A 24462-nucleotide genomic window follows, 5' to 3' on the forward strand; every position below is an offset into this window, starting at 1 on the left:
CGGCACCGCGCCGTCTATTTGGAAGAACCTGCATGTTCCCCGTTTCTCCTACGTCCATTGGGCGCCTGTTGCTGGGCCTGGCCTTTGGCGCCGCGCTGCCCGCACAAGCCGACGACACCACCTTGACCGGCGACTGGGGCGGCCTGCGCCGTGAACTCGACGAGCAAGGCATTCGCTTCACCGGCGACTACAGCGGCGAGACCGCCTACAACGCCGACGGCGGCCAACACCGTGCGGCACGCTACTCGCAGAACATCAAGCTCGGCGTGCAGTTCGACCTGGGCAAGCTCTACGGCTTCAACCATGGCGACCGCATCCAGGTCACGATCAATGACCGTCGTGGCAACAGCGCCTCCGAGGATCTGGTGGGTAACCGCCTGCCGATCCAGGAAAACTATGGCGGCCTCTACACCCGCCTCACCGAACTGAGCTACGAACGCACGCTGTTCACCCCAGCGCTTAACGTCAAGCTGGGCTACATGGCCATGGGCAATGACCTCGGCGGCCTGGACAGCGGCATCCTCTGCAACTTCATGAACGCCGGTTTCTGCGGGCATCCGCTGAACATGTCCGGCGGCAGCGGCTGGACCAACTACCCGAATGCGCGCCTGGGTGCCCGCGTGAAATACGATTTTTCACCGTCCTGGCAACTGCGCGTCGCAGCCTTCAACGTCGACCCCGAGAGCAACGGTAACTCCAGCCGCGCCTGGCGCCTGGACCCGAAACACACCACCGGCACCGTGGTGCCGATCGAACTGGTGTACAAACACGCAGGCCCGCTGCCCGGTGAGTACAAGCTGGGTTATTACTACGACAGCTCCAACGTCAAGCGCATCGGCAGCAATAAAGAGGTCAACGGGCGTGGCGGCCATTACCTGCTGATCGACCAGGCGGTGTGGGCCTCCGAGGCCTCCGCCGGGCGCACGCTGCATGCTTTCGGTCAGTACTCGGCAGCCAGTGAAGCAGCGTCGCCGTTCAGCAAGTGGTACGGCGCAGGATTGGTGCTGTACAAGCCCTTCGAAGGTCGGCCACGCGATACCGTCGCCCTGGGTTACGGCCGTGCGGTGCCGAACCCTCGCAGCCGTGACGTACAGGAACTGGCGGCCTTCAAGGCGGGGACCGAGTATCCCGACCTGAACAATGCCGAGCAGTTGATCGAACTCAGCTATGGCTACCAGGCCACGCCCTGGCTGACCCTGCGCCCGGATGTGCAATACATCATCGAGCCGGGCGCGTTTTCGGGTGAGAACATCGATAACGCGCTGGTCGTGGGGTTGCAGGTCAAAGCCGTGTTCTAGGCCGCGCCCTGCTGATATTCGCGTGGCGTGCAGCCGAACTCCCGGCGAAACACCGTGTGCAGGTACTGCGCCGATTTGAAGCCGCAGCGCGCGGCAACCTCGGCAATCGCCACGCGGTGGTTCTCCAGGCCCTTGGCGGCGGCCGCCAGTTTGAAGCGCAGGATCTCGTCGTGCACGCTGCAGCCACGTTCCTTGCGAAAGTGCGACTCCAGGGATGAGCGTGATACGCCCACATAGGCCGCCACCTGGGCGGTCTTGATACCCTGGCATGCGTATTGGCGGATAAACAGCAACGCCTGCATCACGTAGGGGTTGCCCAAGGGTTGGTGCAGGCTGGAGGCTTGCACGTTGATCGCCTCCGGCGGCACCAGGATCTGCGTACCGGCGCAGGGTTTGCCGTGCAGCATCTGGTGCAACAGGGCGGCGGCGGTACGGCCCATGGTCTCGGTGCCCTGGATCACCGAACTCAACGGCACCCGCGTGAGGGTGCGGGTCAACGGGTCGTTGTCGATGCCGATCAACGCCACTTCTTCCGGCACGGCGATCCCGGCCGTCAGGCAGGCTTGCAGCAGTTGCCGGGCACGGGCGTCGGTGACGGCGATGATGCCGATGGGTTTGGGCAGGCTTTCCAGCCAGGCAATCTGCTGCTCCACCGCGCTGTCCCACAGCGGTGCGCTGGTGCCCAGGCCGCGATAGATCTCCACCGGCACACCATCACGCGTCAGCAGGCTGCGAAAGGCCTTTTCGCGCTCCTGCGCCCAGCGGTTGGCCTGGGCCGGCGGCAAGCTGAAACAGGCAAACCGGGTCAACCCCGCCTCGATCAAATGTTCATACGCCAGCTTCATCAGGCCATGATTGTCGGTGGCCACATAGGGAATGCCCTTGGGGTAGGCACGCACATCCTCGTAGGAGCCGCCCACCGCCACCACCGGCAAGCGGCTCCCGGCCAGCGCTTCGCCGATCAGCGGGTCGTCGAAATCCGCAATGATGCCGTCGCCCTGCCAATGCTCGATGCCTTTGAGGCGGCACAGGAAATCTTCCTCCAGAAACAGATCCCACGACGCACGGGTACTGCTCAGGTAGTTGCCGATGCCGGCGATGATGCCGCGATCGTAGATTTTGCTGCCGTTGAACAACAGGGCGATACGGTGAACGGGCGGTAGGGTTTTCATTGTTTTTGTCCTGAGGCCAGTCGCCACAGACTAAACCCCGCCACTCAAAATCGCACCCTCCCTTGGTGATTTTCATAATCGGCGGGCCCAACGCCGTTGCTAGTATCCAGACACCGCCAAGAACAATAAGGAAAACGCCATGCAGTATTTCCCTGGTGTCGAGAAGGTCCGCTTCGAAGGCCCCGACAGCGACGCGCCCCTCGCCTTCCGCCACTATGACGCCAACAAACTGATCCTCGGCAAACCCATGCGCGAGCACTTGCGCATGGCCGTTTGTTATTGGCACACCTTTGTGTGGCCGGGCTCGGACGTGTTCGGCCAGGGCACCTTCAAGCGACCGTGGCAGCGCAGTGGCGAGCCGATGGAGCTGGCGATCGGCAAGGCGCAGGCCGCCTTTGAGTTCTTCTCCAAACTGGGCATCGATTACTACAGCTTTCACGACACGGACGTCGCCCCCGAAGGCAGCTCGCTCAAGGAATATCGCCATAACTTTGCGCAGATGGTCGATCACCTGGAGCGTCATCAGGAACAGTCCGGCATCCAGCTGTTATGGGGCACCGCCAACTGCTTCAGCAACCCGCGTTTTGCCGCCGGCGCCGCCAGCAACCCGGACCCGGAGGTGTTTGCCTATGCGGCCGCCCAGGTGTGCAGTGCGATGAACGCCACCTTGCGGCTCAAGGGCTCCAACTACGTGCTGTGGGGCGGTCGCGAGGGCTATGAAACCCTGCTCAACACCGACCTCAAGCGCGAGCGCGAGCAGCTCGGCCGGTTTATGCGCATGGTGGTGGAGCACAAGTACAAGATCGGCTTCAAGGGCGACCTGCTGATCGAGCCCAAGCCCCAGGAGCCGACCAAGCACCAGTACGATTACGACAGCGCCACGGTGTTCGGCTTCCTGCATGAGTACGGCCTGGAACAGGAAATCAAGGTAAACATCGAGGCCAACCACGCGACCCTGGCCGGGCACAGTTTTCAGCATGAGATCGCCACCGCCGTGTCCCTTGGCATTTTCGGCAGCATCGATGCCAACCGTGGCGACCCGCAGAACGGCTGGGACACCGACCAGTTCCCCAACAGCGTCGAGGAAATGACCCTCGCCACTTATGAAATCCTCAAGGCCGGTGGTTTCAAGAATGGCGGCTACAATTTCGACTCCAAGGTCCGTCGCCAAAGCCTGGACGAAGTCGATCTGTTCCACGGGCACGTGGCCGCCATGGATGTCTTGGCCCTGGCATTGGAACGCGCAGCCGCCATGGTGCAGAACGACCGCTTGCAACAATTCAAGGACCAGCGTTATGCCGGTTGGCGGCAGCCGCTGGGCCAGGCCGTACTGGCCGGCGAGTACAGCCTGGAGTCCCTGGCCGAGCATGCATTTGCCCATGAGCTGAACCCGCAGGCCGTGAGCGGGCGACAGGAAATGCTCGAAGGTGTCGTGAACCGCTTTATCTACAGCTGATTGTAGTGAGCGGGCTTGCCCCGCGCTGGGTGGCGCAGCCGCCCCAAACAGGGACGCTACGCTATGTCAGGAAGACCGCGGTGCCTGGGTTTGGGGCGGCTGCGCCACCCAGCGCGGGGCGAGCCCGCTCACTACAGAGTCTTACTACAACAATAAAAGGACGCACCACTATGAAGTCATTCAAACGCACTCTTCTTGCCTCTGCCCTGGCTTTGCTCGCCCTGCCGGCGATGGCTGATTCCGCTCACCCGAAAATCGGCTTTTCCATCGACGACCTGCGCCTGGAACGCTGGTCCCGCGACCGCGACTACTTTGTGGCGGCAGCCGAAAAGCTGGATGCCAAAGTGTTTGTACAGTCGGCCGACGCCAACGAGCAGAAGCAGATTTCCCAGATCGAAAACCTGATCTCCCGTGGTGTCGATGTGATCGTCATCGTGCCGTTCAACGCGACCGTACTCACCAACGCCGTCGCCGAAGCCAAGAAGGCCGGGATCAAGGTGGTGTCCTATGATCGCCTGATCCTCAATGCCGATATCGACGCGTACATCTCCTTCGATAACGAAAAAGTCGGCGAGATGCAGGCCAGCGGTGTGCTGCAAGCGGCGCCCAAGGGCAATTACTTCCTGCTCGGCGGCGCCCCCACCGACAACAACGCCAAGGTCCTGCGCGAAGGCCAGATGAAGGTGCTGCAACCGGCCATCGACAAGGGTGATATCAAAATTGTCGGCCAACAGTGGGTCAAGGAATGGAACCCTACCGAGGCCCTCAGCATCGTCGAAAACGCCCTGACGCGTAACGACAACAAGATCGACGCCATCGTCGCTTCCAACGACGCCACCGCCGGCGGTGCGATCCAGGCCCTGGCCGCACAGAAGCTGGCCGGCAAGGTGCCGATCTCGGGGCAGGATGCTGACCTGGCCGCCGTGAAGCGCGTGCTCGACGGCACCCAGACCATGACCGTGTACAAGCCGCTCAAGCTGATCGCCACCGAGGCGGCCAAGCTCTCGGTACAACTGGCGCGCAATGAAAAACCTAGCTACAGCTCGCAATACGACAACGGCAGCAAAAAGGTCGACACCATCCTGCTCACGCCCACCCCGCTGACCAAAGCCAATATCGACCTGTTGGAGAAGGACGGGTTCTATACCAAGGCACAGATTGCCGGGCAATGATGGTCATGTCCGACTACCTGTTGCAAATGCGAGGCATCGTTAAGACCTTTGGCGGTGTGCCCGCCCTGAACGGTATCGATATCAACGTGCGGTCGGGGGAATGTGTCGGCCTGTGCGGTGAGAACGGCGCCGGTAAATCCACCTTGATGAAGGTGCTGTCGGCGGTCTATCCGCACGGCACCTGGGAGGGTGAAATCCTCTGGGATGGGCAACCGCTCAAGGCCCAGTCCATCAGCGAAACCGAGGCTGCCGGCATCGTCATCATTCACCAGGAGCTGACCCTGGTGCCTGACCTGTCGGTGGCTGAGAACATCTTCATGGGCCACGAGCTGACTTTGCCCGGCGGGCGCATGAACTACCCGGCCATGCTCCACCGCGCCGAAGCCTTGATGCGCGAGCTCAAGGTGCCGGACATGAACGTGGCGTTGCCGGTGTCGCAATACGGCGGCGGTTACCAGCAACTGGTGGAAATCGCCAAGGCCCTGAACAAACAGGCACGCCTGTTGATCCTCGATGAGCCCTCCTCGGCCCTGACCCGTTCGGAAATCGAGGTACTGCTGGATATCATCCGAGACCTCAAGGCCAAGGGCGTGGCCTGCGTGTACATCTCCCACAAGCTCGATGAAGTGGCGGCGGTGTGCGACACCATTGCCGTGATCCGCGACGGCAAACACATCGCGACCACCGCCATGGCCGACATGGATATCCCGCAGATCATCACCCAGATGGTCGGCCGCGAGATGAACAACCTCTACCCCACCGAACCCCACGCGGTGGGCGAAGTGATTTTCGAAGCACGCAACGTCACCTGTTATGACGTCGACAACCCCAAGCGCAAACGCGTTGACGATATTTCCTTTGTGCTCAGGCGCGGGGAAATCCTCGGCATCGCCGGGCTGGTGGGCGCCGGACGCACAGAACTGGTATCGGCGCTGTTCGGCGCCTACCCCGGCCGCTACAGCGGCGAAGTGTGGCTGGACGGCGCGCCGGTCGACACGCGCACGCCGCTCAAGTCGATCCGCGCAGGGCTGTGCATGGTGCCCGAAGACCGCAAGCGCCAAGGCATCATTCCGGATTTCGGGGTGGGCCAGAACATCACCCTGACCGTGCTGGAAACCTACTCGCGCCTGACGCGCATCGACGCCGAAGCCGAGTTGGGCAGCATCGAGCAACAGATCGCCCGCCTGCACCTCAAGACGGCCAGCCCGTCGCTGTCGATCACCAGCCTGTCCGGTGGCAATCAGCAAAAAGCCGTGCTGGCGAAGATGTTGATGGCCAAGCCCAAGGTGCTGATCCTCGATGAACCCACACGCGGCGTGGACGTGGGCGCCAAGTACGAGATCTACAAACTGATGGGCGCACTGGCGGCCGAAGGCGTGTCGATCATCATGGTTTCCTCGGAACTGGCCGAAGTGCTGGGCGTGTCCAACCGCGTGCTGGTGATTGGCGACGGCCAACTGCGTGGCGACTTTATCAACCAAGGTCTGACCCAGGAACAGGTGCTCGCCGCCGCGCTCAGCCAAAACCATCATGATCGGAAGACCGCGTAGATGAATCAGGTCAAACACCTTTTTACCCGCTACAAAATGCTGGCCCTGGTCATCGCCGTGGCGTTTATCTGGCTGTTTTTCAGCTGGCAGACCGAAGGCGGCTTCGTGACGCCGCGCAACCTGTCGAACCTGCTGCGGCAGATGTCGATCACCGGAATCCTGGCCTGCGGCATGGTGCTGGTGATCATCAGCGGCGAGATCGATTTGTCGGTGGGCTCGTTGCTCGGGCTGCTGGGCGGGCTCGCGGCGATCCTGGACGTGGTGTACCGCATTCCGCTGCTGGCCAACCTGAGCCTGGTGGCGTTGTGCGGGCTGATGATCGGCTTGGCCAACGGCTACATGACGGCTTACCTGCGTATCCCGTCGTTTATCGTAGGTTTGGGCGGGATGCTGGCGTTTCGCGGGATTCTGCTGGGGATCACCGGCGGTACCACCATCGCACCGGTATCGCCGTCACTGGTGTACGTGGGCCAGGGCTATTTACCGCATTCGGTAGGGGTCGGCCTGGGCGTGCTGCTGTTTGCGCTGACCGTGTTCCTCACCTGGAAGCAGCGGCGCAACCGCGCCTTGCATGGCCTGGCGGCGCACTCGCGAGTGCGTGATGGGTTGCGCGTGGGGGTGATCGGCGTGGTGTTGGCCGTGTTCGTCACCACCCTCAACAGCTACGACGGCATCCCGGTGCCGGTGTTGTTATTGCTGGTGCTGCTCGGCGTGTTCAGCTACGTCACCAGCCAGACCGTGTTCGGTCGTCGCGTCTACGCGGTGGGCAGCAACATGGAAGCCACGCGCCTGTCGGGTATCAACGTACAGGCGGTGAAGCTATGGATCTTCGGCATCATGGGCGTGATGTGCGCCCTCGCCGGCCTGGTCAACACCGCCCGCCTCGCGGCCGGCTCGCCGTCGGCGGGTAACATGGGCGAACTCGACGCCATTGCTGCGTGCTTTATCGGTGGCACGTCCATGCGCGGCGGTTCGGGCACGGTGTATGGCGCGTTGCTCGGGGCGTTGGTGATTACCAGCCTGGACAACGGTATGTCGATGCTGGATGTGGACAGTTACTGGCAGATGATTGTGAAGGGCAGCATTCTGGTGCTGGCGGTGTGGGTGGATGTGAGTACGCGGGCTGGGCGGCGCTGAACCCGCCCTGACATTCCCACGGGATGTGGGAATGATCAGGGCTATGCGTCCGTGCCGAAAGCCTATGACGTCAATAAATCTGGGCGCCATTGTAGATATTGTAGAGATGGTCAGGGACCTCGGAAGGCGACGAAAAATAGACGAACAACTTTCCACCGTGTTCCTGGACAGCCAATACTTTGACGGGTTGGCCCGCGCCGATCGCGACATGATCCTTCAAGAAACTGGTTGATACGTTCTTCTTCGGTATGGACTCATCAAAGACATAGACGACCTGCTGAGTCCCCTGCCCCTGACCTTTTGCCACGCCTTTCGCCCAGCCTTCCCACTCCACTGAATTGTGCACGGTCGCCGAGGCGGACTGTACGCCAGGATCCTGGAAGACTTTGCCTACGCCATTTTTAAGCCGATTTGCACCCTCTGGGGTGACGAACGCCGAACGATACGCCTTGCCCTCATAGGGCTTTAATTGATCAAACTCACGCAAAAACGCTTCAAGTTCCGGCGTACGCCGATTCGCACGCAGGGGCTGATTGACGAAGTCTGAGCCTGCGCGAGTATAAGTACCCACATGCTCAAAATCATCAGCATTACTTTCTCCGACAAGTTTAGTCAGGGTCTTGGTGAACTCGTCCTTCTGCTGCTCGGAGAGCGCGCCCCCTGACTGCTTGTGTTTTTCCACAACGCCAGCCAGTTCCTTACGAGCATCTCTATATTTTTGCGAAAAAACCTCTGATATTTTCCCGCCGCCCTCGACGCCTCTTCTCTTCCAGACACCTGCGTCATCAGGCTTGGCAATTTTTCCGCTACTGACTAACTGCGTAGGGTCATCCGGTTTGGCGATGCGTAACACATAGTGGACGCCATCGCCGGCATCAGGTTTTTCGGAAACAAAATACTTCACACCATTCAGCTCAATCGGCCTGATACCCGGTTGACTGCGGGGCAACGGCACGGCGGCAGCCTTGAACTGCTCAATGCCCTGAGAGGCTTTTTTGGAAGCATTGGGTGCCCATTTCAAACCCTGTACGCCGCCTTCCCATTTAACCCCGGCAACCCCAGGCTTTAAGCTGTAACTCGCAAAATTTACCGACGGTTTCAAAAACTTCGGGATGATGGGTTTGATCGATCGGATAACCCCCCTCGTCAAGCCAGCGGCGGCTTGTTCAACAGGCGTAAACAGTGAAAGCAGATCAATCCATATTTGCGCGATGCCTTCGAGTGGGCGGCCGGCAACTATTGCCTCGACACCGTGCCAAAAAGGCACGAAACCTTTAAGGATTTCACGACGCTTCTCCCTGTCGGCCTTGAATGTCTGATAGTTTTCTCTGTCCTCTTTCTCGGCTTCAGTCACGCGCTCCGGATCCTCTTTTGCCCTCTCCAGCAAATCCAGATCCTTCATAAAAAACAGTTTTTCGGACACCGTCGTGCCGATCTGGCCGGTTCGCTCCACGAACTTTGCCTGATAGGTTGGCTTTCCGGCGCTGCCTTGCGCAGAGGCCGGAAAGGTCGCCAGCGGTTCCAACGTATAAAGCTGGGCGGAAAACGGCGTATTGTCCGATCGGGCGCCCACTGGCTGATCAGCTTTCGCCTCATAACGCTGCCCTTGAATGCTGGGTTTTGGCCACGCGGTGAATGCGTTCGCATAACTGCCGTCGGGTAAACGTTGTTTTCCGATGACACTGTGGCCCTGAAATACACCGACGTAATCGTCCCGCTTAACCACGGTCCCCCGTTCAGGGTTGACTTCATAGACCGTCGTCTTTCCTTCGTGAACCGCTTTAATCAAGAACGTAGTGCGCTCGGGCTCGCCGCCCTCTCCGGGTGACTTCATCGCATACACACCGACGTCACCGTGCGCTATGGCGATTTGATCCGCCGGGGGCAGCGTTGAGAGAGCGTATTGGATTATCGTGCCGTAGGCGGCTTTCTTGTTCGCCAGATCGGCTTTGAAGTCTTCGCCGAATTTTTGGTCATCGTAGATAGCCACCGGGTATTTTTTATTATCCGGATCGGCATGGCCTTTGATGGGCGATACCTGTTGCGTCCCAAGGAAATAATCCTTCCTCATTGGCATGGGGCTAGAGAGGCTAGCGATGGCACCCGCCATCTTTTCAAGATGCTGATCCAATGCGGCAAGGGCTTTTTGAATGTCCGCCTGCGAAAATTCGGTTTTATCTTCAAGAATGCCGTTGGCAACGGCCCACTCCAGCGCGGGGCCAATGCGCGTCGACGCAATCAATAGCGCCTGTTCGGGTGTCACCGCCATAGCATTCATTTTGCCGGGCAAGGCGATCAGTTCATCCTGGGTCATCCGCTTCGAAGAGCCCGGCTCGATGGCTTCGGCCAGGTTGACACCGTGCTGATAACTCACCCAACTCACAGAGCTTTTGCTGAGTTCCGATGGCGCATTATTTTTGCCCACATGGACCGATGAGCCGCCAGTGACCTGAGGCGGGCTGGCGGCTGAGGGGCCTGATGCGGATTTGGGCGCCTCACTGTTGCCCGCTGCGTCAGAACCCGAAGATCGTTTGGTACGACTGCCCGTTGTTTCTGCGCCCCCTTCAGGGTTTCTGGCCCAATGGTGATCAGTAGGAAATGCAAGAATATTGGTGGTCATTATTCATCATCATGCGAGTGGAATGTTCTCTCGACCACGGTAGGAAACACGGCGGTAGATTTGTCCACCCTGTGTGGTACTGAGGTAAGAAATTGTTCCATTGCACGATGGGTTGCCTGAATGCGATCAAACTTGTGGGAGGGGGCTTGCTCCCGATAGGCCGCGCAGCGGCCTCAAAAATGGGCCTGCTACGCAGTCCATCGGGGGCAAGCCCCCTCCCACAGTTTCCCGGCGGTGTTCTTCCGGTCGTTACTTGGACACTGGCATGGCGAATTCGGCGCCTTGTTCGATGCTCTCCGACCAGCGCTGCATGATCGACTTCTGCTTGGTGTAGAAGCGCACACCCTCGGTGCCGTAGGCATGCATGTCGCCAAACAGGCTCTTCTTCCAGCCGCCAAACCCGTGCCAGGCCATGGGCACGGGGATCGGTACGTTGATGCCGACCATGCCGACTTCGATACGCCGGGCAAACTCGCGGGCAATGTGGCCGTCGCGGGTAAAGCAGCTGACGCCGTTGCCGAACTCGTGGTCGTTGACCAGTTTGATCGCTTCGGCGAAGTCGTTGACGCGCACGCAGGCCAGTACCGGGCCGAAGATTTCTTCGCGGTAGATGCTCATGTCCCGGGTCACATGGTCGAACAGCGTGGCGCCGAGCCAGAAGCCGTGTTCCAGGCCGGCCTCGGACGGCACGTAACCCCGCCCGTCGAGCAGCAATTGCGCACCGGCTTGCACGCCCTGTTCGATGTAGCCACTGATGCGCTCCAGCGCGGCACGGGACACGATCGGGCCCATTTCGGCTTTCAAGTCCCGGCCATCGGTGATGCGCAGTTGCTTGGCCCGTTCGGTCAAGGCGGCGATGACCTTGTCACCCACATCGCCTACCAGCACGGCGACGGAGATGGCCATGCAGCGCTCGCCGGCACTGCCGTAGGCGGCGCCCATCAGTGCGTCGACGGTTTTCTCGATATCCGCGTCGGGCATCACCACCATGTGGTTTTTCGCGCCGCCCAGCCCTTGCACGCGTTTGCCGTGGCGGGCGCCGCTTTCGTAGATGTACTGGGCGATCGGCGTGGAGCCGACGAAACTCACGGCCTTGACGTCCGGGTGTTCGATCAGCGCATCCACTGCTTCCTTGTCGCCCTGCACCACGTTGAACACGCCTTTGGGCAGGCCGGCTTCGCGCAGCAGTTCGGCCATGAACAGCGAGGCGCTCGGGTCGGTCGGGCTCGGCTTGAGGATGAAGGTGTTGCCCGCCGCAATGGCGATCGGGTACATCCACATCGGCACCATTACCGGGAAATTGAACGGCGTCACGCCCGCCACCACGCCCAGAGGCTGGCGCATCGTCCAGTTGTCCATGCCACGGGACACCTGGTCGGAGTGCTCGCCCTTGAGCAGGTTGGGAATACCGCAAGCGAACTCAAGAATGTCGATACCACGGTCGACTTCACCCTGGGCATCGGTGAAGACCTTGCCATGCTCGGCGACGATGATGTGCGCCAGGTCATCCTTGCGCTCACGCAGCAGGTGCAGGAACTCGAACAACACGCGAGCACGGCGGATCGGCGGTGTGTCGGCCCAACCGGCGAACGCAGCCTGGGCAGCGGCGACGGCTTCGGACACGGTCTGGCGGCTGGCCAGGGCGACGCGGCCGGTCTTTTCGCCAGTGGCCGGGTTAAAGACGTCCTGATAGCGATCATCGCGGCTCACGCGCTGGTCGTTGATGTAGTGCTCAAGGGTGGTGGTCATGGCAGAGGCTCCCGGGTGGATGGCAATGGAAGCCACGATAGGCTTTCGCTTTGTTCCCAACCAGAGCAGAATTCAGAACTTATTGTCCATACAAGCGAACAATAGCACCATGGAAAAAGCCGAGATCGAGGGATTGTGGACCCATATTCACTGGCTGTCGGTGCTGGAGGAGCAAGGCACCTACACCGCCGCCGCGGCGCGCCTGGGCGTGAGTAAGTCCGCCGTCAGCCAGCGCATCTCGGACCTGGAGAAAGCCACCGGTACACGGTTGGTCACCCGCACCACACGCAGCGTGCGGCTGACCGATGCGGGGCAATCCTTGACCCGCGAAGTGCGCAGCGCCTATGCCCAAATCGCGCGCAGTTTCTCTTCGGTACGCGACTCGGCCGGGGAGATTCGCGGCCTGGTGCGCCTCACCGCGCCGGTGGCCTTTGCCCGGCAACAGTTGGTGCCGCATCTGTCGGAGTTCTTGCAGCTCTACCCGCAGGTGCGCATTCAACTGGATGTTTCCGATGCCTTGAGTTCGCTGGCGGCCGAGGGCTACGACCTGGCGGTGCGCCACGGTTTCCAGGTGCCGGAAACCCATGTGGCGTGGAAACTGTGCGACACCGCCTCGGTGCTGGTGGCAACCCGCGAATACTTGCAACGCCACGGCGAGCCGTGCGAACCCGGCGACCTCACTGCGCATAATTGCATGTTCTACCCACGCGGGGCCGACCAACCGGCCTGGACCTTCGAACGCCACGCCGAACGAATCACCGTGCCCATCGCCGGCAGCTTTGCCACCAACAACAGCGAAGCCCTGCGTGACTCGGCGCTCAACCACCTGGGTATCGCCCTGCTTCCGGATTTCAGTGCCCACGCCGCATTGGCCAGCGGCACGCTGGTGCAGGTGCTCAAGGGTTGGACGCTCAAAGGCGTGTTTGCCGACGAGATCTATCTGATCCGTCCTTATTCGCCCCATGTACCTAAATCGGTGAGTACGCTGGTGGGTTATTTGAAGCGTCAATTATCGGCCGGCTTTGGGTTCAGCGGCTAAGCGAGCCTCTGCGCCCCCCCTGGCCAGGCTCACCCAATCCTCTCGAATACTTGCCTGATCCTCTGAACTTGCCGACTAGCGGATAGATCCCCCTTGCGCGCTGGTCTAGAGTTCGACGATGGGCGACGTGTTGTCGCACCACTCCTATAAGAAATCAGCACCACCAACCGATGATCAGCAGGTGACCCAGCCATGGAATTACGTATAAACCAAAAGGCCTATCAGGTTGAGGCCGACGCCGACACGCCCTTATTGTGGGTTATCCGCGATGACCTGGGGCTGACCGGCACTAAATACGGTTGCGGCCTGGCCCAGTGTGGTGCCTGTTCGGTGCTGGTGGACGGCAACGTGGTGCGCTCCTGCGTGACGCCGGTGGCCGGCGTGGTGGGACGGGAGATCACCACCATCGAGGCCGTTGAAAACGATGACGTAGGCAAGCGCGTGGTCGCGGCCTGGGTCGAACATCAGGTGGCGCAGTGTGGTTACTGCCAGTCCGGGCAGGTAATGGCAGCCACGGCGCTGCTCAAGCACACCCCAGCGCCCACGCCGGCGCAGATCGACGCGGCGATGGTCAACCTGTGCCGCTGCGGCACCTATAACGCGATTCATACCGCCATGCAGGACCTGGCGAAGGAGGTCGTCTGATGAATACCTCCGACAAAAACCTCGACCTGCCCCTGGGCGATCCGGTCAACCTGTCCCGCCGTCGCTTCCTTGCCGGCACCGCCGTGGGCGCGCTGGTCATTGGCTTTGGCCTGCCGCTGAGTTCGCCCAGGGCATTGGCAGCCACAGCCAACGCCGCAGAACGGGGTACCCAGGTGCCGGCGTTCCTGGAAATCCGCCCGGACGGCAGCATTCACCTGCGCAGCCCATTCATGGAAGGCGGCCAAGGCACCCACACCGCCATGGCGCAGATTGTCGGCGAAGAGCTGGATGCCGACCCCGCCACCTTTATCGTCGAGGCTGCGCCGCCCGGTGAAGCCTACGTGGTGATGGAAAACGGCATGCGCATCACCGGCGGCAGTATGTCGGTGCGGATGAGCTACCCGACCATGCGCCGCCTCGGCGCCCTGGCCCGCGCCATGCTGCTGCAGGCCGGTGCCGAACAGCTCGGCGTGCCCGTGGCCCAATTGACCACGCAACCCGGCCGCGTCGTGCATACCGCCTCCGGCCGCTCGGTGGGCTATGGCGAACTGGCCGGTCGCGCGCTGGACATGCCGGTGCCCGATCCGGCAACGATCACCCTGCGTGATCCGAGCCAGTTCCGCTGGATCGGCAAGCCGGTCAAACGCCTGGATGCCTACGACAAGTCCACCGGCAAGGCGCAATACAGCATCGACCTCAAGGTCGACAACATGCTCCACGCTGCCGTGCAACATGCGCCGCGCCTGGGCATGACCGTCGGTAGCCTGCGCAACCAGGCGCAGGTCGAAGCCATGAAGGGGGTACACTCGGTCCATCAACTGCCCGGCGCAGTGGCCGTGGTTGCCGAACGCTGGTGGCATGCCAAGCGTGCCGTCGAGGCGATCCAGGTGGACTGGCTGGAAGCGCCCGCCGACTCGCCGCTGCGGGTCATGCCTGCGGATTTTTCCAGCGACAAGCACCGCGACTTCCTCGCCGCCCAGCAGGGGCCGGCCCGTGACGACGAAAAGGAAGGCGATGTAGCCGGCACGCTGGCGAATGCCAAAACCAAGGTCGAAGCCACCTACCACAACCAATACCTGAACCACGCCCAACTGGAGCCACCGTCGGCCCTGGCACGCTTCAACCCCGACGGCACGCTGGAGGTCTGGCTGCCCAACCAGGCGCCGGACATGTTCCGCGCCGATATCGCCAAGCGCACCGGGCTCGACTCCGCGAAGATCACCCTGCACTCGCCGTTGCTCGGTGGTTTTTTCGGCCGGCATTTCCTGTATGACTCGGCCAACCCGTATCCGCAGGCCATTGCCTTGGCCAAGGCAGTCGGTCGCCCGGTCAAGTTGATCTGGAGCCGTGAAGAAGAGTTCCTGCGTGACGTGCTGCGCCCGGTCGCCGTGGTCAAGTTCCGCGCTGCGCTGGACGACAAGGGCCTGCCGGTCGCCCTCGAGGCGGTCAGCGCCACCGAAGGCCCGACCGAAGCCCTTGCCGGCAAACAGGGCGATAAAATCGACCCCACGGCCCTTGAAGGGCTGTCGGGCAAGGCTTACGCGATCCCGAACAAACGCATCGCGCAGATCTACGTCAAAGGCGCGCCCATGCTCGGCTACTGGCGTTCGGTGGGCAATTCGCTCAACGACTTCTTCTACGAGGCGTTCCTTGACGAACTGGCCGACAAAGGCGGCCACGACCCCTACGAGTTGCGCCTGCACCTGTTGCGCGACAACAAGCGGCTGACCACCCTGCTGCAAGCGGCGGCGGAACTGTCCGGCGGCTGGAAGCGCGGGCCGTACACCGCAGAAGATGGCAGCCGACGCGCCCGGGGCATCGCCATGGCCTCGCCGTTCGGCTCCCAGGCGGCGGTAGTCGCCGAAGTGTCGATTGAAAATGGCCAGGTCAAGGTGCATCACATCTGGGAAGCGATCGACCCGGGCAGCATCGTCAACCCGGCGATTGTCGAGGCGCAGGTGCATGGCGCCGTGGCGTTGGGCTTGTCGCAGACCTTGGTGGAAGAGTCGGTGTGGGTAGACGGCAAACCCCGGGCGCGCAATTACGACCTGTACCCGATCCTGCCGCCTTCGCGCATGGCGCAGGTGCACGTGAAGATCGTCGAGAGTGGCGAAAAAATGGGTGGTATCGGTGAACCGCCGCTGCCTGCAGTGGCGCCCGCCGTGGCCAATGCGGTGGCGCATCTGACCGGCCAGCGCATCCGCAGCCTGCCATTGAGCCGATATACGTTCGCCTAACCGACAGGAACCGCCCATGAACAACCCACGATTCGCAAGAACCGCAGGCTGGCTGGTGCTGGCCGGCCTGGTCGCGGCCGGCGCGCTGGCCTGGTATGTCACACGCCAGCCCGCCACGCCTTTCGAGCAGGAACAGACCTTTGACCCGGGCCTGGTCAGCCGCGGCGAGTATGTCGCCCGCGTCAGTGACTGCGTGGCCTGCCACAGCCTGCCGGGCAAGGCACCGTTCGCCGGTGGCCTGGAGATGGCCACGCCGTTGGGGGCGATTCATGCCACCAACATCACGCCCGACAAGGGCGCCGGTATCGGCGCCTACACCCTGGCCGACTTTGACCGTGCGGTGCGCCACGGCGTGGCACCCGGCGGGCGACGGCTTTACCCGGCCATGCCCTACCCGTCCTACGTCAAGCTCAGCGATGACGACATGCGTGCGCTGTACGCGTTTTTCATGAAGGGCGTGCAGCCTTCCAACCAACCCAATATCCCCAGTGATATTCCCTGGCCGTTGAATATGCGCTGGCCCATTGCACTCTGGAACGGCCTGTTTGCCCCCCGCGCTCCCTACGCGGCCAAACCCGGCCAGGATGCGCAATGGAATCGCGGCGCCTATATCGTCCAGGGGCCCGGCCACTGCGGCAGTTGCCACACACCACGCGGCCTGGCCTTCAATGAAAAAGCCCTGGATGAGTCCGGCACCCCGTTCCTCGCCGGCGCCCTGCTTGACGGCTGGTATGCACCCAGCCTGCGCCAGGACCCCAACACCGGGTTGGGCCGCTGGAGCGAGCCTGAGATCGTGCAGTTCCTCAAGACCGGTCGCAACCGGCATGCCGTGGTCTATGGCTCGATGACCGAGGCGTTCAATAACTCCACCCAGTTCATGAACGACGAGGACCTGACAGCCATCGCCCATTACCTCAAGTCACTGCCCGGCGACCCGCAGCGTGACGGCACGCCCTGGCAATACCAGAACGCCGCCGTCGACACCCGCCCCGGCGCCCACACCTACGCCACCCGCTGCGCGTCCTGCCACGGCGCGGACGGCAAGGGCCAGCCCGAGTGGATGCCGCCCCTGGCCGGTGCTACCTCGGCGTTGGCGACGGAAAGTGCCTCAGCGATCAACATCACCCTCAACGGCTCACAACGGGTCGTGACCGCCGGCATGCCGGACGCGTACCGCATGCCGGCGTTTCGTAAGCAGTTGTCGGACGCAGAAATCGCCGAAGTGCTGAGTTACGTGCGCAGTACCTGGGGCAACCATGGCGGCGCGGTTGAGGCATCAGCGGTGAACAAGCTGCGCGGGCATACCGACCCGGCCAGCAGCAGCCCGATCATCCTGCATATGCGCTGACTGCCTTGTAGTGAGCGGGCTTGCCCCGCGCTGGGTGGCGCAGCCGTCCCAAACCCAGGCACTGCGGTTTTTCTGAAACACTGCGGCGTCCTTATTGGGATTGGGGCGGCTTTGCCACCCAGCGCGGGGCAAGCCCGCTCACTACAAAGTTTGCCGGCGCAATTAGAGACGCTTTCCCATAGTTCTCGATTTATCCTGTTTTTGACGTTTTTTTCTCATTCCCGGCTCTACATTGCCGCGCCTCAATATGAAAATGATTCCTATTGGTTTAGTCTCGACCAATTTCTCGCGTATCTCTCGCGCAGCCATCAGACCCGGAGTGTTCACCGCATGACCAGTCGCCTTCCTTCGTTCGTCAAAAAAGCCCTGCTCGCCACTGCCCTGGTCAGTGCCGGGCATGTGTATGCCGCCAGCGAGTCAGTCGGCCTGGTGGTGTACAACGCCCAGCACGAAAGCCTCACCAAGGCCTGGGTCGAAGGCTTCACCCAGGAAACCGGGATTCCGGTGACGATCCGCAATGGCGATGATACGGAGATGGGCAACCAGATCGTGCAGGAAGGCACCGCGTCCCCGGCGGATGTGTTCCTCACCGAAAACTCCCCGGCCATGGTCCTGGTGGACAACGCCGGCCTGTTCGCGCCACTCGAACCTGCCACCCTGGAACAGGTTGATCCTGCCTACCGTCCGGCTCACGGCAAATGGCTGGGGATTGCTGCACGCTCCACGGTGTTTGTGTACAACCCGAGCAAACTGAAAGACGCCGACCTGCCCAAATCGCTGATGGACCTGGCCTCGCCAAGCTGGAAAGGCCGTTGGGCCGCCTCGCCGGCCGGTGCCGACTTCCAGGCCATCGTCGCCGCCGTGCTGGAACTCAAGGGCGAAGCCGCCACCCTCGACTGGCTCAAGGCAATGAAGGCCAACGCGAGCATCTACCGTGGCAACAGCGCCGTGCTCAAAGCCGTCAACGCAGGCCAGGTCGACAGCGGCGTGATCTATCACTATTACAGCTTCGTCGATCAGTCCAAGACCGGCGAAAACAGCAAGAACACCCAGCTGCACTACTTCAAGCATCAGGATCCGGGCGCGTTCGTGAGCATCTCCGGTGGCGGCGTATTGGCCTCCAGCAAACATAAAGAACAGGCCCAAGCCTTCCTGAAGTGGATCACCGGCAAAGACGGCCAGGCGATTCTCAAGGACGGCAACTCGTTCGAATACGCGGTGGGCCTGAACGCCCAGTCCAACCCCAAGCTGACCCCGCTGGTGCAATTGGAAGCACCGAAGGTCGACGCGTCCAAGCTCAACAGCAAAAAAGCGGTCGAGCTGATGACCCAGGCCGGACTGCTCTGATTGTTGCCTGAACCTTCCCTGACCGGCATCGCCCACGCGTCGCCGCGCAAACGCTTCCACGGCCTGTTCAAAAGCCGGGGCGGCACGTGGGTCACCAGTTTGTCGGTACTGGTTTCGCTGCTGGCCCTGCTGCCGATCGCCTTTGTGATCGGCGTGTCGTGGCAAATTGGCTGGGCGCAGATCGAAGCGCTGGTGTGGCGCCCGCGTGTGGGCGAACTGTTGCTCAACACCGTGTTGCTGGTGCTGTTCACCTTGCCGTTGTGCATGGCGCTGGGGATTGCGCTGGCATGGCTGACCGAGCGCAGCAACCTGCCGGGGCGGCGTGCCTGGTCGTTGTTGGCCGTGGCGCCGCTGGCGGTGCCGGCGTTTGTGCACAGTTACGCCTGGGTCAGCCTGGTGCCGTCGATCCACGGCTTGCCGGCGGGCGTGCTGGTGTCGGTGATTGCCTACTTCCCGTTTTTGTACTTGCCGGTGGCGGCGACGTTGCGCCGGCTTGATCCGGCCATCGAAGACGTGGCCGAGTCCATGGGTCTCAAGCCCTGGGCGGTGTTCTGGCGGGTGGTGCTGCCACAACTGCGCCTGGCGATCTGCGGCGGCGCGCTGCTGGTGGGCCTGCACCTGCTGGCCGAATATGGCCTGTACGCGATGATCCGCTTCGACACCTTCACCACGGCCATTTTCGATCAGTTCAAATCCACCTTTAACGGCCCGGCGGCGAACATGCTGGCTGCGGTGTTGGCGTTGTGCTGCCTGGCGATGCTGACCGTCGAATCCGCCGCACGCGGGCATGCGCGCTATGCGCGGGTCGGTTCCGGCAGCGCCCGCGAACAGCGCACCGTCACACTGGGCGCGACCACCACCCTGCTCGCCCTGGCCTTGCAGGTCGCCACCTGCGCACTGGCCCTGGGCGTTCCGCTGGTCACCCTGGGCAAATGGCTGATCGCCGGTGGCAGCGAGGTCTGGCAGCTCGGCGAACTGTTGCCGGCACTGGAACAGACCCTGCTGCTGGGGATTGCCGGGGCGCTGTTGACCACGTGCGCGGCGGTACCGATCGCGTGGCTGTCGATCCGTGCGCCGGGGCGCTTGCAGCGCATGCTGGAGGGCTGCAATTACATCACCAGCTCGCTGCCGGGTATCGTCGTCGCGCTGGCCCTGGTCACGGTGACCATCCACTTCGCCCGGCCGATCTACCAGACCACGATCACCGTACTGCTCGCCTACTTGCTGATGTTCCTGCCACGGGCGCTGGTGAGCCTGCGCGCCGGTATCGCCCAGGCGCCGGTAGAGCTGGAAAACATGGCACGCAGCCTCGGCCGTTCGCCGGGCCGCGCGTTGTGGCTGATCACCATGCGCCTGGCCGCTCCCGCCGCCGCTGCGGGGGCTGCGTTGGTGTTCCTGGCGATCACCAATGAACTGACGGCGACGCTGTTGTTGGCCCCCAACGGCACGCGCACCCTGGCCACCGGGTTCTGGGCAATGACCAGCGAAATCGATTACGCCGCCGCGGCGCCCTATGCGCTGATCATGATCCTGCTCTCACTGCCGTTGACCGGCCTTCTCTACCACCAATCCAAACGCACGGCAGGCCGATGAACGCCCTCGAACTCCACGCCCTCTGCAAGACCTTCGGCACCCAGCGTGCCCTGGCGGACGTCAGCCTGTTGGTGCCCACGGGCAGCCGCACAGTGATCGTCGGGCCGTCCGGCTCCGGCAAGACCACCTTGCTGCGCATGATCGCAGGCTTTGAATTCCCCGACACCGGCCGCCTGACCCTCAACGGCCAGACCCTGGTGGACGCCACCCACGCCGTACCGGCGCACCAGCGCCAGATCGGCTACGTGCCCCAAGACGGCGCGCTGTTCCCGCACATGACCGTGGCCGACAACATCGGCTTCGGCCTGGCGACCAAAGGTGAGGCCCGCGACACCCGCATCGCCGAGCTGATGGACAGCGTGGCCCTGGACGCCAACATGGCCCGGCGCTGGCCCCACGAGTTGTCCGGCGGCCAGCAGCAGCGTGTCGCCCTGGCCCGTGCATTGGCGCAACAGCCACGGCTGATGCTGCTGGACGAGCCGTTTTCGGCACTGGACACCGGCTTGCGCTCGGCCATGCGCAAGATGGTTGCACGCCTTCTGAGCGACGCGGGCATCACCACAATCCTGGTGACCCACGACCAAAGTGAAGCGCTGTCATTTGCCGACCAACTGGCGGTGATGCGCCAGGGCCGCCTGGTGCAATCGGGCCACCCGATGGACCTGTACCAATACCCGGTCGATGAGCAAACCGCGTTGTTCCTCGGTGAAGCGGTGGTGCTGCCCGCCAGGGTAGAAGGCGGCTGGGCGCATTGCGGCCTGGGGCGCGTGCCGGTCGACAACCCGTCCCTGCACGACACCACACGGATCATGCTGCGCCCGGAGCAGCTGCAGTTGAGCACCAGCGGTGATGCCGGTTGCCGTGGCGTGGTGACCGAGCGCGAATTCGGCGGCAATACCTGCACCCTGACCGTGGTATTGCACCCCGATGAGGACGAACCGGGCCAGGCGATCCTGGTGCGCAGTTCGGGCTTGCAGGCGCCGCCGACCGGCACTGAGGTGCACCTCACCACGATCGGCATGGCACATATCCTGAAAAAAGACGCGGCGCTCAGTCTCAGCTGAGTTTCGGGGCTTATCTTCGAGGCCCGATATCACCTAGGAAGAACAAGCGCGGGCTGTGTATCACGGTGTGGCTGGCGACGTAACGTTCGCCCAACGCTTTTTTCGTGCGGATGTTGCCAGGCATAACTAAAAGTCCATAATGGACAAAATAGTTTATGCGGAGATATCCATGTCCAGCACGCCTCTCGTGATCAACCAGGGCCAGGCCCGTGAACTGCTCGCACAAGTCGATGTGCCGCGCATCCTGCACCAGCTGTTTCGCGACCTGGCCGCTGGGCAAGCGGTGCAGCCCGCGCAACAGTGGGTAGAGTTCCCGCACGGCGCGGGTGACTTCATCAATTACCTGGGCGTGCTGGCCGCCGACGCGGTGTACGGCGTCAAGACTTCGCCGTATATCGTGCGCGAGCAAGGGCCATTGGTGACGGCTTGGACATTGCTGATGTCGATGCACACCGGGCAGCCGCTGCTGCTGTGCGACGCGGCAGAACTGACCACCGCCCGCACCGCCGCCACGACAGCACTGGCCGTGGATGCCCTGGCGCCCGTGGCAGCCCGACGCCTGGCGATTATCGGCAGCGGCAAGGTCGCCCAGGCGCACCTGCACTACGTGCAGCACCTGCGCGGCTGGCAAAGCATCCGTCTGTATTCGCCAAGCCTTGGCAGTGCCGGCGTTGAAACCCTCACGCAGCTCAAGGCGCTGGACCCGCGCCTGAGTCTGGCCCGATCCTGCGACGAGGCCGTGCAAGACGCCGACGTTATCCTGCTGTGCACCTCGTCGGCCGGTCCGGTGATCGATCCGTCGCACCTGAGTAAACCGGCGCTGATCACCTCCATCAGCACCAACGCCCCCCGTGCCCATGAAGTACCGCCCCAGTGCCTGAACGCCATGCACGTATTCTGCGACTATCGCCAGACCACCCCAGACGCGGCCGGTGAAATGCTGATTGCTGCCGAGCAGCACGGCTGGGATAAACGCGCCGTGGTCGGCGACCTGCCCGAGTTGCTCAGCGATAGGGCACAGCGTCCGGACTACGACCGCCACGTTTTTTTCCGCTCCATCGGGCTGGGCCTGGAAGACGTGGCACTGGCCAATGCCCTCTACCAGATCCAGCGCTGAATCCCATTCAAGGAGATGTTCATGAGCCATGCAGACTTCATCATCATCGGCGGCGGCATTGCGGGTGCGTCAACCGGTTTCTGGCTGTCGCCGCACGGCAAGGTGTTGGTGCTGGAGCGTGAAAACCACCCGGCCTATCACTCCACCGGGCGCTCGGCGGCGCTCTACACCGCCGCTTATGGTACGTCGCAAGTGCGTGCCCTGACCCTGGCCAGCCGGGCGTTTTTCGATAACCCGCCCGCAGGTTTCTGTGAGCACCCGTTGCTCACGCCACGGGGTGAGTTGACCGTCGACTTCAACAATGACCCCGCCGAATTGAACGCCCAATACCTGAGCGCCAAGGCCACGGTGCCGCAGGTCGAACAGTTGAGTGCCGACGAGGCTTGCGCACGCTTGCCGATCCTGCGCCGCGAAAAAGTCCACGGTGCGATCTATGACCCTACGGCCAGCGACATCGACACCGACGCCCTGCACCAAGGCTATTTGCGCGGCATCCGCCGCAATCAGGGCGAAGTGCACACCGACAGCCACGTGCTGGGCCTGAGCCGCGATGCCGACGGCCTGTGGCAGGTGCGTACCCAGCACGCGACCTTCACCGCCCCGGTTATCATCAATGCCGCCGGGGCCTGGGCCGATTCCATCGGCGCGCTGGCGGGCGCCGCGTCCATCGGCCTGCAACCCAAGCGCCGCTCGGCGTTTATCTTCGCCGGGCCTGAGGGCGTCGACAGCCATGCCTGGCCGATGCTGGTGGCCCTCGACGAAGCTTTCTACATCAAGCCCGATGCCGGCATGTTCCTCGGTTCACCGGCCAATGCCGACCCGGTGGAACCCCAGGATGTGCAGCCCGAAGAACTGGACATCGCCATGGGCATCTACCAGATCGAAGAAGCCACCACCCTGACCATCCGCCGCCCCACCCGCACCTGGGCCGGCCTGCGCAGCTTTGTGCCGGATGGTGATTTGCTGTCGGGCTTCGATACCCGCGTGCCCGGGCTGTTCTGGGTCGCGGCGCAAGGCGGCTATGGCATCCAGACCTCGCCCGCCATGGGCCAGGCCAGCGCCGCCCTGGCACGCGGCGCCCCATTGCCCGAGCACCTGACGCGGTTCGGCCTGGACGCTGGTATGCTCTCCCCCGTCCGCCTGGAGCCCCATTGATGAACACCGCTGAACACGACAAGGTCATGCAGAACTTCCGTGCGATCGCCGATGCGATCGCCACGTTGTTCTTTCCCCATGCGGAAGTGGTGCTGCATGACTTGCGCACGCAAACCGTCGACTACATCGCCAATAACCTGTCGAAACGGGCCATTGGCGATGACTCCTCGCTGGAGGACATGCTCAGCGATGACGTCAGCGAAGTGAATATCGGCCCTTACGAAAAGCTCAATTGGGACGGTCAGAAAATTCGTAGCCTGAGTACCGTGTTGCACGACCACCAGGGCCATCGCCTCGCGGTACTGTGCATCAACCTGAATATTTCACTGTTCGAAAACGCCAAGGCGGCGCTGGACCTGTTCCTGTCGCCCAGCAAGCTGATCCCCCAGCCGGACTCGCTGTTTCGCGATGACTGGCAGGAACGCATCAACACGTTCCTGCACGCCTGGATGCGTGAACGCCAACTGAGCCTGAACCTGCTGACCCGTGACCACAAACGCGAACTGGTACTGGCGCTGCATGCCGAGGGCGCATTCAAGGGCAAGAGTGCCTCCAACTATGTGGCCAATGTGCTGGGCATGGGCCGGGCGACCGTCTACAAACACCTGAAAGAACTGAAGTTGTAGTGAGCGGGCTTGCCCTGATGCCAGTCAGTTAAGGCTTAACGCTGTCACGGTGGGAGGGGGCTTGCTCCCGATAGCGGTGTGTCAGGTTCAGAAACCGTGACTGACACACCGCTATCGGGAGCAAGCCCCCTCCCACA

The 24462-nt window shown here is 62.4% G+C and carries 18 protein-coding genes; 15 read left to right on the plus strand and 3 right to left on the minus strand.

What is annotated here, in order from left to right; genetic code table 11:
* Positions 1–32 precede the first annotated feature (32 nt).
* Complete coding sequence (locus DK870_RS26130; protein ID WP_161550126.1) at positions 33–1298, plus strand: carbohydrate porin; 1266 nt, start codon at positions 33–35, stop codon at positions 1296–1298.
* On the opposite strand, the gene DK870_RS26135 is transcribed toward DK870_RS26130, so the two are convergent.
* Complete coding sequence (locus DK870_RS26135) at positions 1295–2470, minus strand: XylR family transcriptional regulator (RefSeq protein WP_060755418.1); 1176 nt, start codon at positions 2468–2470, stop codon at positions 1295–1297. The genes DK870_RS26130 and DK870_RS26135 overlap by 4 nt on opposite strands.
* Positions 2471–2609: 139 nt before the next feature.
* On the opposite strand from DK870_RS26135, the gene xylA reads away from it, so the two are divergent.
* From xylA to DK870_RS26155, 4 genes are all read left to right on the plus strand, one after another.
* Positions 2610–3926 (plus strand): xylose isomerase, encoded by a 1317-nt coding sequence (xylA, locus tag DK870_RS26140; protein WP_161550127.1) that lies wholly within the window; start codon positions 2610–2612, stop codon positions 3924–3926.
* Between the two features lie 170 nt (positions 3927–4096).
* On the plus strand, positions 4097–5098 hold the full coding sequence (gene xylF, locus DK870_RS26145) for a D-xylose ABC transporter substrate-binding protein (RefSeq protein ID WP_090371868.1): 1002 nt from the start codon (positions 4097–4099) through the stop codon (positions 5096–5098).
* A complete protein-coding gene (gene xylG / locus DK870_RS26150; protein WP_161550128.1) occupies positions 5095–6648 on the plus strand; it encodes a D-xylose ABC transporter ATP-binding protein in 1554 nt (517 codons plus the stop codon). Before xylF ends, xylG begins: the two co-directional genes overlap by 4 nt.
* Complete coding sequence (locus tag DK870_RS26155) at positions 6649–7785, plus strand: sugar ABC transporter permease (RefSeq protein WP_161550129.1); 1137 nt, start codon at positions 6649–6651, stop codon at positions 7783–7785. It begins immediately after the preceding gene.
* A gap of 70 nt (positions 7786–7855) precedes the next feature.
* On the opposite strand, the gene DK870_RS26160 is transcribed toward DK870_RS26155, so the two are convergent.
* A complete protein-coding gene (locus DK870_RS26160; protein WP_161550130.1) occupies positions 7856–10405 on the minus strand; it encodes a hypothetical protein in 2550 nt (849 codons plus the stop codon).
* Between the two features lie 249 nt (positions 10406–10654).
* Entirely contained in the window at positions 10655–12154 is a 1500-nt protein-coding gene (locus tag DK870_RS26165; RefSeq protein WP_161550131.1) for a CoA-acylating methylmalonate-semialdehyde dehydrogenase, read from the minus strand.
* 109 nt (positions 12155–12263) lie between these two features.
* On the opposite strand from DK870_RS26165, the gene DK870_RS26170 reads away from it, so the two are divergent.
* The 10 genes from DK870_RS26170 (at position 12264) to DK870_RS26215 (ending at position 24325) form a co-directional block, all read left to right on the plus strand.
* Positions 12264–13193, plus strand: coding sequence for a LysR family transcriptional regulator (locus DK870_RS26170; RefSeq protein WP_161550132.1), 930 nt, complete (start codon positions 12264–12266; stop codon positions 13191–13193).
* Between the two features lie 192 nt (positions 13194–13385).
* Positions 13386–13838, plus strand: a complete 453-nt coding sequence (locus DK870_RS26175) for a (2Fe-2S)-binding protein (RefSeq protein WP_060755441.1) — start codon at positions 13386–13388, stop codon at positions 13836–13838.
* Positions 13838–16075, plus strand: coding sequence for a molybdopterin cofactor-binding domain-containing protein (locus DK870_RS26180; protein WP_161550133.1), 2238 nt, complete (start codon positions 13838–13840; stop codon positions 16073–16075). Before DK870_RS26175 ends, DK870_RS26180 begins: the two co-directional genes overlap by 1 nt.
* A gap of 16 nt (positions 16076–16091) precedes the next feature.
* A complete protein-coding gene (locus tag DK870_RS26185; RefSeq protein ID WP_161550134.1) occupies positions 16092–17423 on the plus strand; it encodes a cytochrome c in 1332 nt (443 codons plus the stop codon).
* A gap of 330 nt (positions 17424–17753) precedes the next feature.
* Entirely contained in the window at positions 17754–18770 is a 1017-nt protein-coding gene (locus DK870_RS26190; RefSeq protein WP_161550135.1) for an iron ABC transporter substrate-binding protein, read from the plus strand.
* On the plus strand, positions 18771–20363 hold the full coding sequence (locus DK870_RS26195) for an ABC transporter permease (RefSeq protein WP_372241721.1): 1593 nt from the start codon (positions 18771–18773) through the stop codon (positions 20361–20363).
* Positions 20360–21427, plus strand: a complete 1068-nt coding sequence (locus DK870_RS26200) for an ABC transporter ATP-binding protein (protein ID WP_161550136.1) — start codon at positions 20360–20362, stop codon at positions 21425–21427. Before DK870_RS26195 ends, DK870_RS26200 begins: the two co-directional genes overlap by 4 nt.
* A gap of 169 nt (positions 21428–21596) precedes the next feature.
* Positions 21597–22544, plus strand: a complete 948-nt coding sequence (locus tag DK870_RS26205) for an ornithine cyclodeaminase family protein (RefSeq protein WP_161550137.1) — start codon at positions 21597–21599, stop codon at positions 22542–22544.
* Between the two features lie 21 nt (positions 22545–22565).
* On the plus strand, positions 22566–23699 hold the full coding sequence (locus tag DK870_RS26210) for an FAD-binding oxidoreductase (protein ID WP_161550138.1): 1134 nt from the start codon (positions 22566–22568) through the stop codon (positions 23697–23699).
* Complete coding sequence (locus tag DK870_RS26215) at positions 23699–24325, plus strand: transcriptional regulator (protein ID WP_060755458.1); 627 nt, start codon at positions 23699–23701, stop codon at positions 24323–24325. Before DK870_RS26210 ends, DK870_RS26215 begins: the two co-directional genes overlap by 1 nt.
* The last annotated feature ends 137 nt before the right edge of the window (positions 24326–24462 follow it).

The sequence above is a fragment of the Pseudomonas sp. Q1 genome (assembly GCF_009935975.1).
In the GTDB taxonomy this organism is placed as follows: Bacteria; Pseudomonadota; Gammaproteobacteria; order Pseudomonadales; family Pseudomonadaceae; genus Aquipseudomonas; species Aquipseudomonas palleroniana.